Genomic DNA, 13,642 nt, shown 5'->3' on the forward strand with positions numbered 1-13,642 from the left:
CATCATCCAAAGGGCTTCGTGTCCGCCTCTCCGGTGCTAACGCTTACAATGGCACGATTGCAGGGGCGTTTGCTGCGGCTACGAACGATGCGGCCTCGACTTCGCATGCGACTGTGTCCGCTCCCCTCTGCTTTTTCGATGCGGATCCGGTGATGTCGGCCTAAAACGAAAACGGAAAGAGGAAAAGAACGTTCTTTGAAATTTTGTATTGAGAGTTTTTGGAAAGCTGTTCGGCGGGTTTCGGAACTCGCCGTTAGGCGAGTCGATTTTTGTGATTTTTTTGCCGGTTTTGGGAAAATGTAGTTAAAAGGCTTATCTTTGCATCGTTAAACCAAGTTTAACAGGTTGTTTTTACCCTTAGTGTGACGCAGGCTTCGTGTCCGCCTCTCCGGTGCTAACGCTAACAATGGCACGAATGCAGGGGCGTTTGCTACGAATACGAACAATGCAGCCTCGAATTCGAATGCGAATGTGTCCGCTCCCCTATACTTTGCAGTTAGGAAACGGTTAGATGGGGTGAAAGACCTTGCCACTTGGCAAAAGATGACGAACGCTCAAAAGGACGCTGGTAGGCCGGTAACGGTTCGAACGCTTCCGAGTAAGGCAAAGCAGACACTCAGACACTCAGAACCGCAGAAACAGACCATGAAAAGGTATGGAAATTTGTTTGAACGAGTTGTCGAATATGGCAATCTCGAACAGGCGTTTCACAACGCCGCCCGTCACAAAACTCGCCGAAGCGAAGTAATAGAGTACGGCTCCCATTTGGAGGCGAACCTATTACAGCTCCAGCGTGAACTTATCACCGGTACTTACCGCACCTCCGAATATAAGACTTTCATCATTTACGAACCCAAAGAGCGGAAGATCTTTAAACTGCCGTTCCGGGATCGTGTCGTTCATTGGGCGATAATGCAGGTTATTGAACCGATATGGCTCTCTAATTTCACCCATGATACATTCTCTTGCATACGTGGGCGTGGTATTCACCCTCTTTTATACAAGCTCCGCCGTGATTTGAAAGCGGATCCGGAGGGAACCCGGTACTGCCTGAAAATCGATGTGCGCAAATTCTATCCGAGTATAGACCACGAGATCATGAAACAGGTAATCCGCCGAAAGCTGAAAGATGCCCGGCTGCTTGCTTTGCTTGACGGTATCGTGGACTCGGCAGAGAACGGAGTGCCTATCGGGAATTATTTATCCCAATTCTTTGCCAACCTTTATTTATCCGAACTGGATCATATCATGAAAGAAGAAATGGGCATCCGGTACTATTACCGCTTTGCCGATGATATTGTCCTGCTGGATGGAAACAAGGAGAAGCTCCACGGAACCCTCGTGTTTATCAACCACTACCTGAATAATGAACGTGCTTTGAGTATAAAGCCGAATTATCAGGTTTTCCCGGTAGAGAGCAGGGGTATTAATTACGTGGGATACGTGACGTTTCATGATTATTGCCTCGCCCGTAAGCAGAACAAGAAAAACCTCTGCCGTGAGGTGGCAAAATTACGCAAACGTGGGCTGAGTGATGAGGAGATCCGAATACAGGCATCCAGCCGGTTGGGGTTCATGCAGCATTGCAATAGCATTTATTTATTAAAAACTCTCAATATGAAAACATTCAGTGAAGTAACAAACAGCGGTAGTAATCTCACGGGAGATAAATACCACATTGATGACATTTTGAACAGGGAAATCCACCTGAAAGGTTTCGAGGTAAAAGAATCCAAGTATAAGGGTGAATGCCTGATCATTCAGTATGATATCTACGAGCAGGTAAAGGATAAAACCGGAGTTTTGCTCACTAACGAGGACGGCACTCCGAAAATGGATTGGGTGGAACATATCTCCTTTACCGGTTCGGAGGCTCTTATAAAACAGTTAAAGGATGTAGTATTGGATGAACCCTGTTCGGCAAAGATTATTAAACAACCAATCGGTGACCGGGGTAAATGCTTTTATAAGATAACCGATCCCGATTAAAATATCGGTGATTATGTACAAAGGGATTTATGCAGAAAAAAAGACTTTTTCAAAGTTCGATAACGAACATTATTTGTGCTATCTGAACGAGCAGCGTGAGGAGTATTCTCCTGAGTCGGATGCCTGTTCGGGTGAGGTGACCGAACCGGTGTCCGCTCCTGTATTGGGATACGCCTATACAGGTGATATGGTGGATGGAGGTACTCTGATTGAAGCAAAAGAGGCTACTTATGACGAATTCGTTTCCGGTCTGATCCGCACGAGGTACTCGGCAAGCAGAGTGGAGGCAATTCAATCAAATCGAATGATAGCTCTTGTCAATCCGGAGCATGAGCGTGCTGCCGAGTTTATTTCCGAGTGGGATGATTTTCAGTCCTACCGGGAACAATGCAAGGAACAAGCGGATGCGCTTATAAACGGATAAATGCCTATCGGGGGCAGGCTATAAAAATGCCCCCGGCCTGTAAGTAGTTATCTCACCCACATACTTACACAAAGATGCGCCATATCGCACAGCCGGGGGCAAAATTCCCTCTGCTGCGATATGGCGCATTTGTATGTTATGTGAGTGAGATGTCGCAAAGATAGTAACATTTAAAGGAATAACAGCAATGAAAACACCTATTTCTTACTACGGAGGCAAGCAAACCCTCCTGAAACATATTCTGCCTCTGATCCCAAATCATAAACTTTATACAGAGGCTTTCTGCGGCGGTGCTGCAGTATTGTTTGCCAAGCGTCCGGCTGATGGCGAAGTTATAAACGATATCAGTATGGATATAACGAACTTTTATTGGATGGCTAAAGTCTATTATCGTGACCTGAAACAGGAGATTGAGAAGACTTTGCACAGCCGGGATATGCACGCCCATGCCGGACATATCCTGCAGTATCCTCAATTCTTCCAACCGGTGCAGCGGGCGTGGGCTGTTTGGGCGTTGTGTAAAATGTCCTTTGCCAGCATGATGGACGGTTCATTCGGTTATGACTTTGGTGGTGGAATGCCGAAAAAACTGCGTAATGCAAAGGATGAGTTCACGGAATGGCTATGCGCCCGGCTTGATAACGTGACCATAGAGAACCGGGATGCGCTGGATGTCATCTCCACTTATGACTCGCCCGATACGTTTCATTTTGTGGATCCGCCGTATATAAACAGTGATTGCGGCCATTACGAGGGTACATTTGATGAGTATTGCATGGAGAAGCTCCTGCAGCTTTTGGAGCAGGTGAAAGGTAAGTTCATGCTGACAATGTTTCCCCTGCCAATGATAGAGGAATACGCAAACAAAAACGGATGGATAATCCACCGGGTAGAAAGAACCATCAGCGCATCAAAGACGAGCCGAAGAAAGCAGGAGGAATGGATGGTATGCAATTATGAAGAACACCCGCAGCGAACTTTGTTTGATTACAAAGACAGCAGCGATGTTGATGCAACAGATGCCTCCTAAATACTGTATAAAGATAGTCATTTCTAATGAATTGCACAAATATTGGAACGTATTTTTTATGTGAAAATGCAATAATTTTAAAGGCTTTCAAACACCATTCAAATGACGTTTGAAAGCCTTTTTATATCGTGCGTGTGCGATAATTTTTTCACATTTCGTTTTATACCCTGATTATCGCATTTCGTTTTTTATACCGCTCGCATTTCGTTTTGCCGATTATATATGGGCATCCGTGGTTTTCTTCACGGTGTTTTCTTCATCAGCCCAGCCGTAAAGGGCCGGGAAAAGTAATATAACGAGTGTAAGTAAGTTTTTCATTTGTACGTAATTATTTTATGCTTCATTCCTGTCGGGGAAAGAGGCGTGTTTTTTTATGGAAGCACATGATTTTGTGCTTATAGAACTGATAACAAGAGGGATGTCCTAACATTTGACCATGATTTCTCCTTTTGGAAAAAAGTATGGCTTGGTGTGAGACGTACCCGCCTGGAGACAATTATAGTCTCTTGCATTTCTTTGAGAAATGTTTTTTAGTCTGGATGAAATAATTACGCGAGAATGGGTGGAGCCCGGAGGTGGCTTAAGGTGAAAATATGTTTGTCCGGTTCATCTGCTTGATTTCGGATATGGTAATGTCTCTGGGTTATTGAGAACGAGATCAGTATGACCAATGCGGCACTGGTCAAGGTGATGAATGTGGTCAAGTAGGCAATTAACGTCAGCTCTTTGGGGGAGTGTGTGTGATCGGCTTCCCCGTTTGCATCGGTGTGACCGCAAAAGAAATGGGAATGGACTATCGTGACCCCGTTAACCACGTGATAATGCGAGAAAAAGGTGATACTTCCGTAATAGCTCAAAAATAGAGCTAGCAGGAACAAGTGTATCAGTTTATTTACATTTTCTCGACGCATATCTAAATTGTTTTCTTGACAAATGTAGACTATTTCTAAATAATAAGCATGGATTTTTTCTTAAAATTGTATTAAATGTTGCCGGAGGCAAGTTACAGGTTGGTAGGTTACAAGTTGCAGGTTAGAAGGTTAAAGAGTTTAGATTTTAGATTGAAGAATTTGGAAATAGCTTTTGCAAGGCCTATTCCCAAATTCTTCAATTTAAAGTTAATTACTCTCTACTGATCGTGATCGTGTTACCCGGTAGGGTAGCGGTAATCGAGTTATCGTACATCGCCGAGCAGGTGATGGCCGGAAGTAGGTAGGTTCCGGAGTATGCTGCATTAAAACGAAGTTTGAAGGTTTTCGATTGACCTTGTTTCAACGAGAAATAGAGGTATGCCCGATCATCCCGGATGTCCACGTTGTCGGTGCCTTGGAACGGGTTCACGCCTGTCGTGAGGCGTTCATTGAGGAACTCGAAGCCGGAGGGGAACATGAAGGTTAACGCTAATTCCTCGTATAGGCCGATGTTTCCGGTGTTTTGGATTGTAATTTCAGCCACGATGTCTTCCCCTTGCTTGTAGTTGGGGGCGTTGTCCCGAATCCCGTTTCGGTAGTAGTTGACGGTCATTTTCAATCCGGACATTTCACCCTGCGCGATCACTCCCAAAGGCGTGGAACGATTGATGGTGCGCACGTGGAGCGTGCCCGACGTGTTGTTTTTCACGGTCACTTCCGATTTATTATTCTGCACGGCCAACTCTTTTTGCAATACGGTTTTTGTCGTTTTGTAGTTGTCTTTTCCGATCTGGACATCAATGCCGTTTCCCTCCTTGAAGTATCGCTCCACGTAGTTACCGATGGCGCACAGTCCGAAAGCACTTTCCTGGGTGCTTAACCATTCGTTGGATGCGAATTTGCGGGCCATTTTCTGCATGAGTTTGTATGCCTCGTCTTTCATGTCCATGTTGATCATGCTTTGCATGATGATAGCGTTGTCGCGAAGGTCCGAACCGTAACATCTACCAAGTTGGCGATACAGTTCTGCTTCTGCCGGAAGATTGGCGATCAGTGCTTTGGCTATCTTTTCGTGTTTTCCCAAGGCATAGGCTCCAGCCAATTGCCAGCGGGCGATGGGGTTCTTGTAGGTGTCTTCTTTCATCCGGTTCATGGCTGCCATGTTGGGTTTGCCGGCAAGGGCAAGCACGTGGAGACGGTAGGATTGTTCGATTTCCGTGTAGTAGTCTCCCCGCCGCCAAGCGTTTGCTTGTTTTGACAGGTAGTCAAGAGCGGAGTTTTTCATGGAAGTCGGGATTTGATAACCGACTTTCTCGGCTTGGATTAAGAAGTCTGTGATGTAGGTGGAAACCCAGTCGGAAACGTAGTTGGAGTTTGACCAGTAGCTGAATCCTCCGTTACTTGTTTGGTAATTGCGCAAGCGGGAAATAACGTCTTTCACGTGTAGCTCTGCGGTTACTTTTTGTGCCTCGCTGAGATCCATGATTCGGTTGAGCATGAGCTGCGGAAATGCGGTAGAGGTGATTTGCTCGGCGCATCCGTGAGGGTAACAAATCAGATCGTTGAGGCGTTGTTCCAGGTTTAGCGCAGGGATGGAGGTGATTTCAAGGAATGAGGCGGGTTCCAGGCCTTCCATCGTATTATTGAACGTGACAGATTCTCCGCTTGCCACTTCCCGTGCGTCTACCCGGGTTACTTGGGGGTTCGGTACGCGGATGTCGACATCACAACTGAAACGGGCTTTCTCCGAGCCGCTTTGTGCCATGAAGGTCAACGTGGATTTACCGATGTCTTCCTTGATTTTTACTTTGAAGAAGACGATTTGTTCTCCCGTACCGGAGAAGTGAGTTTCCTTGCTCGCGGGTTCTATGATTTCGATTTTATTGTCGGTTTGGATGTTCACGGTAACCTGCTTGATATTCTCTTTCATGGCGAACAGGGTTACCGGAATTTCGATCACGTCTCCCGGAGTAAACAGGCGGGGCATCGTGACGTTGAGCATCAACGGTTTGTTGACTTTGGTGCTTTGTGAAGCCGAACCGTAGCGTCCGTTGTCTTCGGCTACGACCATCGTACGTACTTCCCCGATGTATTCCGGCATTTGGAAGGTGTGTGTTTTCTTTTCCCCGCGTTTGATGGTAAATGGACCTTTAAAGATTACCACGGGTGTAAAACGATCGCTCTTCCGGTTTTCTTCCGGTTCCAGAGATTCGTCACCGCCCACGGCAAATGCTTTTTCCAGGCGTCCCCCGAAGGCTCCGATTACATCGTCATAGAAGTCCCAAGTCTTTACCCCGAGAGCTTCTCTGGCATAGAACGCGGGGAAGGGGTTCGGTGTCTTGAATGAGGTCAGGGATAACAATCCTTCATCAACGATGGCGATGGAATAAGTCATCGGTTTACCGTCTTTTTCACTCACGGTAACCGTGAAATCCTGTGACGGGCGAAGTTCCTGTGCCATATTGATTTTCGGGGTCAGGCGTAAATTCGGGTCATCGATATTGATATTCAGTACGCCGTACAGACGGATGGGTTTGTCGTTGTTCCGGTTTTTGTGGGGTTGAATGAGGGAAACGTTGACGTAGATATTGGGACACATTTCACTGTTTGTTTCAATCTCGAATGAGGTGGCGCTGGCTGATGTGGGTACGCAGAATATGTCTTTCACGGTTTTCCCGTTTTCAACGCTCACGAGTGCCACGCTACCCTCGGAAGACGGGAAGGTGATTTTTATTTTTTCCCCGGCACGGTATGCTTTCTTGTCGCTGGTCAAGGTGAGCAGGGTGGCCATCCCCGGGATGTTCATGTCATTCCGCCAAGAACTTACGTAGAAGGTTGTTCCACAGGAGTGACCGGAGGATTTGTCTCTCGCGATCACGTAGTAGCGTCCCCATTGGTCGCAGGTAAGGTCGATGTTGAATTTACCGTTTTGGCTCTTCACGGTTTTGTTGAAGACCGGTTTCCGGTAAGAGCGGTTCACGTAGTAGCCGATGTTATCACTTTCGGAATCCCACCACCACCGCCATTCCAAGGTATATACTTCAACTTCTATTTCCCGGTTGGATACAGGTTTCCCGTCGGCTGTAAGTACGGCACCCGCGATGGGGATCGGTTTCCCGGCAGTGTACCAGTTGTCGTCGGAGACGGGAAGTTTTATGCCGACATATTCTTTATAAGGTGAATATTTGAATCCGGCTGTCGTGATGCTGAAGTCCCCACCGGGTTCAAATACCCGCAATGTAAGTAACGCGTTTAGCATTCCCGGTGCGTTTTCCGTACTGATTTCGTTGGCCGATAGCGTGAAATTACCCTCCGTGTCGGTAGTTCCTTCAAAGAAGGTGGTTGTGGTCGGGTTGAAGTAACGGGATCGATCATCAAAACTATATTCTTTGTATCCCGGGAATGTCGTGTTGCTTTGGGATAATTTTAATTCGGTGTTGACTTTCAGTGAGCTGGTTTTGGCTCCATGCAACCAGCGGGTTTGCACGGGAATGGAGTTATCCGGAATACCATTCCCCAGGATGTCATTCGGTAGGTTGGTTACGATGCTGAGGCGATTGGGTTTAATGCTTTCGATGCGGACGGTTTTCCAGAAGGAAACACCCCCTACGCATACCACTGCCCGCCAGTAGCCCGTGACGGCTTGCTCGTCTGTTTTGAAGGTGAAACAATAGAGGCCGTGTTCGTTGCGTCCTGTCCGCTTCGTTTGTACCACGTTGCCATTCGGGTCGTAGAGTTCGGCAATGATGGGATGTCCCGCGGGAATCGTGTTTTCTTTGTCTTCCAGCATGAAAGAAAGGTGTATTTCATTCCCCGGACGCCACACGCCCCGTTCTCCGTAAATGAAGCCTTTTATTCCTTGTTGCACGACTTCGCCACTGATGTCAAAGTTGCTGTATGATAATGAATTCGCGTCGCTTACTTTTAAGTAGGCTTTGTCGTTTCCTTTGACGGCAAGTATAATGAATGGTTTACCCTGTACTCGGGCGGTTGCGATGCCCGAGTTATTGGTTACGGCAGAATCAATCTTCTGGTTTTGGTAGTTGAAGAAGAGTATCTTGCAACTTTCCACGGGAGCGGCCGTGAGCAGGTCATTCACGGCGACCACGTATTTACCGTCGCTGCCGGCTTTGGCGGTAAGACCGAGTGACGTGACGATCAGGTTTCTGCTGGGGAAACGATCGGACACGTAGTAATAGGAGTTGGAACAAGGATTGTCACGTTCTTCCCAAGAGTAGTCGGACGGGTAGTTATAGTAGTAATCGTCATCATCATAGTTGTCATCATCAAAGGAAGAATTCCAATCGTTTTCCATGATCCCGTCTTGTCCTTCATTGGCGCAGGCGAGAGTGGTGTAGGATTTCTGGAATTTCAGTTGAATCCGGTAGATCACCCCTTTTTCCAGTTGGATATGGTCTGCCAAGTTTATCGTGTAGTCTTGCCATTTGTCGGCATCCATGGGGCGGCCTTCTTTTTCCAGTTGGATTTTCTTATCCAGGATGATACGTCCTACCCGACGTAACTGGTAATTGCTACTGTAATTGTAATCACCTTCTTGCAGGTAGAAGTTCATGTTCTGATTGAATACTTTTACGACGCGTAATTGTACGGCTTTCAGGGCTACTGCGGAGAAGGGAATCAACACGTTTCCTTCGGCCGGGGTAAATGTTCCCTCGCCGATAAAGGCAACTGCAGGTTTGGCAGAGGCAAAGCTGACGTTGTAAGTGGCATCCGATGTTAACTTTTCACCGTGCGAGTTTTTAATGCCTTTATAGATGTTTACTTGAACAACACCTTGCATGTTGTCCTGTTCGTTGGAATATACCCGAATGATGTTACCCTGCACGTTAAAGTTCAAGCGATTCACCCCGTTTACGGTGATTAACCCTTGTAAGTCTTGGGCGATATCCACGTTATCGGAAAGGGTGATGTCTATGGTCTGGGAATTTTCATCGCTCGCTTTGACTTCCAGTACGGAAAATTCTTTCGAACCGGGGATTTCCACGATGAAGTCGTTCCCGTTCTTTACCTTTTTATCGAAATTTAATTCCAGCGATTGTGTTTCATCTGTCCGGTTGATGCCCGGGATCGTGAAATAGTGAATGTAGGGTGTATGTTCCCATTCTAGTTTGTGAGACAGGCCGTTGATTGTCGCTTTCACGAGTAGTTCGATCTCGGTGGGTGACACGGCATCCGAGTTCGTGATAGAGGCTCGGTAGGAAAATCTGTTGTTATCCGTGGGATCAATGTTTAAACTTCCTTCTTGGAACGCGTATACGAGAGGGAGGATTTTCACGCTGAAACGGAAGGTTGACAGGTCGGAAGGTACTTTGCAGAGTTTGTCTAAGTAGAGGCTGATGTCGTAAGTCTCTCCGTTTTTTAACGGTTTGGTGGGGGTAAACTCGATCGTGTTACCGTTCCGTAGAGATATCGTCCCTTCTGCTTTCGGGGATATTTTCAGTAATTTTTCGATGGGTACGGGAAGGTTGTCCCCTGTTTGTAGAACATTATTCTCCAATCGCACGTAAATGGGATCGGAAGATTTTATCATTCCCTGGGTAAAGCCGGAAATGTATTTGCTATACTCTAGTTTGCTTTGTTCCTTGGTTTTATCTTTACACGAAAGGATCGTGATGATCAATAATAATAAAGGAAAAAGAAAAATACTTTTTTTCATGCTGGTAATGTTTTATTTGTCATTAAGACAAAATTAAATAAAAAAACGGTACGGGATCTTATAGTTCATTTTAAATTTATATTTTTGCGTAAGTGAAAAATTAGATCCTAATTAGAGAGATAAAATAAATAATATGAGAATAGCTGTTGTTGGAACCGGTTATGTAGGACTTGTGTCCGGAACGTGTTTAGCGGAAACGGGAGTAACGGTAACCTGTGTAGATGTTAATAGTGCCAAGATTGAGTTGCTGAATAATGGGGGTATGCCTATTTATGAACCGGGGTTGGCAGAATTGGTCAGACGGAACCGGGAAGACGGACGGCTTTTTTTCACGACTTCATTGCAGGAGGCGTTGAGAGATGCGGATGCTGTTTTTATAGCTGTGGGAACTCCGCCTGATGAGGACGGAAGTGCCGACCTACACTATGTGCTGGATGTGGCTCGCGAAATCGGGGAGACCATACATGATTATATTGTCGTGGTGACAAAATCGACAGTACCCGTGGGAACCAATTACAAGGTAAAAGGTGTGATTCGGGCTGCATTGGAAAAACGAGGTGTAGAGGTGGCGTTTGACGTGGCTTCTAACCCGGAATTTTTGAAAGAGGGAGATGCGGTGAACGATTTCATTTCTCCGGACCGCGTGGTGATCGGGGTGGAAAGCGATCGTGCCCGTCGGGTTATGGAGCGTTTATATCATGCTTTTCTATTAAATAACACGCCGATTTATTTCATGGATATATTGTCGGCGGAAATGACTAAATACGCGGCGAACTCGATGTTGGCTACCCGTATTTCATTTATGAATGATATCGCTAATTTGTGCGAGATTGTCGGGGCTGACGTGGAAGCTGTGAAGAAAGGTATCGGTAGCGATTCGCGTATCGGGAAGAAGTTCCTGAATGCTGGGTGCGGTTACGGTGGATCCTGTTTCCCGAAGGATGTGAAAGCATTGATTCGTACGGGGGATGAGCATGGACATAGTCTGGAGTTACTGAAAGCGGTGGAACGGGTGAACGAGAATCAAAAAAGCGTTTTGTTCCGGAAGATCACTTCGCACTTCGGGACGGATTTGACGGGAAAACGTTTTGCCATGTGGGGTTTGTCGTTTAAACCGGGTACGGATGATTTGCGGGAGGCGCCATCCTTGGTGTTGGTTGATAAATTGCTAGAAGCTGGGGCCGTGGTGCGAGGATTTGATCCGGTAGCTATGGAGGAGTGTAAGAGACGGATAGGTGATCGTATCGAATACGCGGATAATATGTATGATGCGTTAACTGGTGCCGATGCCTTGATCGTGGTGACGGAATGGGCGGAATTCAAGATTCCCAAGTTTACTTTTATCGAAAAAGCGTTAAAGCATAAGATTATTTTTGACGGAAGAAATATATATAATCCGGAGCAAATGAAAGAGTTCGGTTACGTGTATTATGGCATTGGACGGAGAAAGAATTAGCAATTGACAATTGAAAAATAGATTTATGGTTTGCGACAAAAAAGTGTCTGGTTTGTGCGTGGAAATCTAAAATCTAAAATCAATAAATCTAAAATTGAAATGGTTCATTATCGAATATTGTTTATCGTGAATCCAATATCGGGATTCGGTTTGGGCTGGGAGATTCCTTACCGGATAAGGCGTATTGCGGCATACAAACACATCGAGTACAATATACGTTTCACGGAATATGCCGGGCACGCGAAAGAGATTGTGGAGCAGGCCAAGCAGCAGAATTACACGCATATTATCGCGGCAGGTGGGGATGGTACGGTAAATGAAATCGGTACTGCCTTGATAAATACGGGAATTGCTTTCGGCGTGATTTCTTTGGGGAGCGGTAATGGCTTTGCCCGTCATTTGGGCTTTTCCCAGATGATGAATAAAGCGTTGAAACAGGTTTTGAAAAGCGAGACTACGAATATTGATGTCGTTGAAATTAATGGACATTACTCGTTGAATGTGAGTGGTTTCGGGTTTGATGCTGAGGTGGCACACTTTTTTAGTACCATGAAGATCCGGGGTATATTTTCTTATATCTATTCAATTGTACATATGTGGTTTCGTTATCCCGGCAAGCGTTACGTGTTCCATATAAACGGGAAAACATGGGAGGAGGATTGTTTTGTATTGAGTGTTGCCAACAGTTCCCAGTATGGGAATAATGCTTCGATTGCACCCAAAGCTTCGTTGCGGGACGGATTGGTTGATGTTTGTATTCTGAAGCGGCCTAAATATTATCAAATACCCCGTTTCCTTTATTGTTTTATGAACTCTAAGATCGCCCGGCTTCCTTATTTTAGCGAGATCCAATGCGAGGAGGCCATTTTGGAAGGAGACTTGAATAAGGCTCATATTGATGGTGATCCATATACTTTGGAGTCGCCGGTAAAGGTAAAAGTACTCCCTGGAGTGTTGAAAGTGATTGCTCCCAAATTGTCCAGGAAGAAAAAGAGTAGGACGGTTTGATCTTATCTACAATTATTTATCCTGTGAGGATAGGGCTATCTGTTTCTCGATAAGTTGATCGAGGGAGATGAATGTTTCGGTTTTAGCGATACCGGGGATGTTCTGTAACGTGTTGATTAGAATATCCATTAGGTGTTGGTGGTCGTTGCATCTTAATTTAATCAAGAAGGTAAAACCGCCCGTGATAAAGTGACATTCTGTAACTTCTGGGATGCTTTCAATTTCTTTCACGACAGTCTTGTAGGTGTGGGCATGGTCAAGGATGACACCGATGAAAGCACATACACCGAAACCAAGTGCATCGGGTTTCACGATAAAACGTGAACCTTCAATAATACCGGAGTCTTCCATTTTTTTCACGCGTTGATGTATGGCAGCTCCGGATATGCCACATTCCCGGGCTATTTCCAAGAATGGGACTCTCGCATTTTTTACAAGGTGAGACAAGATCTTACGATCGATGTCATCGATTTGATATTTTATACTCATTGTTCTCTTTTTTACCTGTTAAAACTTAGCACGCTATACAGTTGTTTGCGTTGTTTGTAGTATTGCCATCCGTCTTCGTTCGTGATCGTTTTGATTACCCCATCGATCAGATTGTTGAAAATGGTAGCGAAATCAAAAACTTCGGGAGGATAAATCTCTTGATTGTGAATATCATTTAGTTTGGCAATATACATGCGGGCAACCATTTCGCTTGATACGTCGTTTTTGTACATGCCTTGTTGCATCCCTTTCTCGATATTAATTTTAATCTTCTCGTAGATAAAATCGGAACGTTCCTGCTTGTGCTGTTCGAAGAGAGCCGGAAATGCTTTGGCTAATTTGTAACTGACGGAAGGAGACACGTTAAAAAAGCGCTCGTGAATTTCATTCCCAACCAATAGTAAAATGTCAATCGCATTCCATCCATCGAAATCATATTCTTTGAATATCTCTTCAAAAGCGGTACGTTCTTGCTCGAAGATACTCTTCGCGATATCTTCCATGTCTGAGAAATTCTCGTTAATCTCCTCCAGAGAAGTTCCCATTTTTTTCAATTTATCGTCCGATAATTCGGTCCCGTAACGATAAACATAGTTCCTCAGTTTTTCTGTCAACTGGCACTTTTTCTCAGTCATAATGGATATGGTTATTATAATTT

General features: G+C 45.4%; 9 protein-coding genes. 5 read left to right on the top strand and 4 right to left on the bottom strand.

The genetic code is table 11. From position 1 onward, the window contains the following. The first annotated feature begins 516 nt into the window (after positions 1-516). The 3 genes from D8S85_RS19595 to D8S85_RS19605 all read left to right on the top strand — a co-directional run bounded on the left by D8S85_RS19595 (position 517) and on the right by D8S85_RS19605 (position 3,443). A complete protein-coding gene (locus D8S85_RS19595) occupies positions 517-1,989 on the top strand; it encodes a reverse transcriptase domain-containing protein (RefSeq protein ID WP_240648755.1) in 1,473 nt (490 codons plus the stop codon). A 13-nt stretch (positions 1,990-2,002) separates the two neighbouring features. Next, positions 2,003-2,413, top strand: a complete 411-nt coding sequence (locus D8S85_RS19600) for a hypothetical protein (protein ID WP_106482235.1) — start codon at positions 2,003-2,005, stop codon at positions 2,411-2,413. Positions 2,414-2,600: 187 nt separating this feature from the next. After that, a complete protein-coding gene (locus D8S85_RS19605; protein ID WP_127075579.1) occupies positions 2,601-3,443 on the top strand; it encodes a DNA adenine methylase in 843 nt (280 codons plus the stop codon). A gap of 548 nt (positions 3,444-3,991) precedes the next feature. On the opposite strand, the gene D8S85_RS19610 is transcribed toward D8S85_RS19605, so the two are convergent. Both D8S85_RS19610 and D8S85_RS19615 read right to left on the bottom strand, forming a co-directional pair. Next, positions 3,992-4,354: a hypothetical protein gene (locus tag D8S85_RS19610; RefSeq protein ID WP_106482239.1), complete on the bottom strand. Its 363-nt coding sequence runs from the start codon at positions 4,352-4,354 to the stop codon at positions 3,992-3,994. 211 nt (positions 4,355-4,565) lie between these two features. Beyond that, positions 4,566-10,031, bottom strand: coding sequence for an alpha-2-macroglobulin family protein (locus tag D8S85_RS19615; RefSeq protein WP_228423278.1), 5,466 nt, complete (start codon positions 10,029-10,031; stop codon positions 4,566-4,568). Positions 10,032-10,164: 133 nt separating this feature from the next. Between D8S85_RS19615 and D8S85_RS19620 the strand changes: the two genes are divergently transcribed. Continuing rightward, entirely contained in the window at positions 10,165-11,487 is a 1,323-nt protein-coding gene (locus D8S85_RS19620) for a UDP-glucose dehydrogenase family protein (protein ID WP_106482240.1), read from the top strand. Positions 11,488-11,586: 99 nt separating this feature from the next. Continuing rightward, positions 11,587-12,495: a diacylglycerol/lipid kinase family protein gene (locus D8S85_RS19625; protein ID WP_106482242.1), complete on the top strand. Its 909-nt coding sequence runs from the start codon at positions 11,587-11,589 to the stop codon at positions 12,493-12,495. Between the two features lie 12 nt (positions 12,496-12,507). On the opposite strand, the gene D8S85_RS19630 is transcribed toward D8S85_RS19625, so the two are convergent. Together D8S85_RS19630 and D8S85_RS19635 are read right to left on the bottom strand one after the other, a co-directional pair. Continuing rightward, complete coding sequence (locus D8S85_RS19630) at positions 12,508-12,984, bottom strand: Lrp/AsnC family transcriptional regulator (RefSeq protein ID WP_106482244.1); 477 nt, start codon at positions 12,982-12,984, stop codon at positions 12,508-12,510. A gap of 11 nt (positions 12,985-12,995) precedes the next feature. Then, complete coding sequence (locus D8S85_RS19635; RefSeq protein ID WP_106482246.1) at positions 12,996-13,619, bottom strand: hypothetical protein; 624 nt, start codon at positions 13,617-13,619, stop codon at positions 12,996-12,998. Between the last annotated feature and the right edge of the window lie 23 nt (positions 13,620-13,642).

The organism is Butyricimonas faecalis (assembly GCF_003991565.1).
GTDB classification, from domain to species: Bacteria; Bacteroidota; Bacteroidia; order Bacteroidales; family Marinifilaceae; genus Butyricimonas; species Butyricimonas faecalis.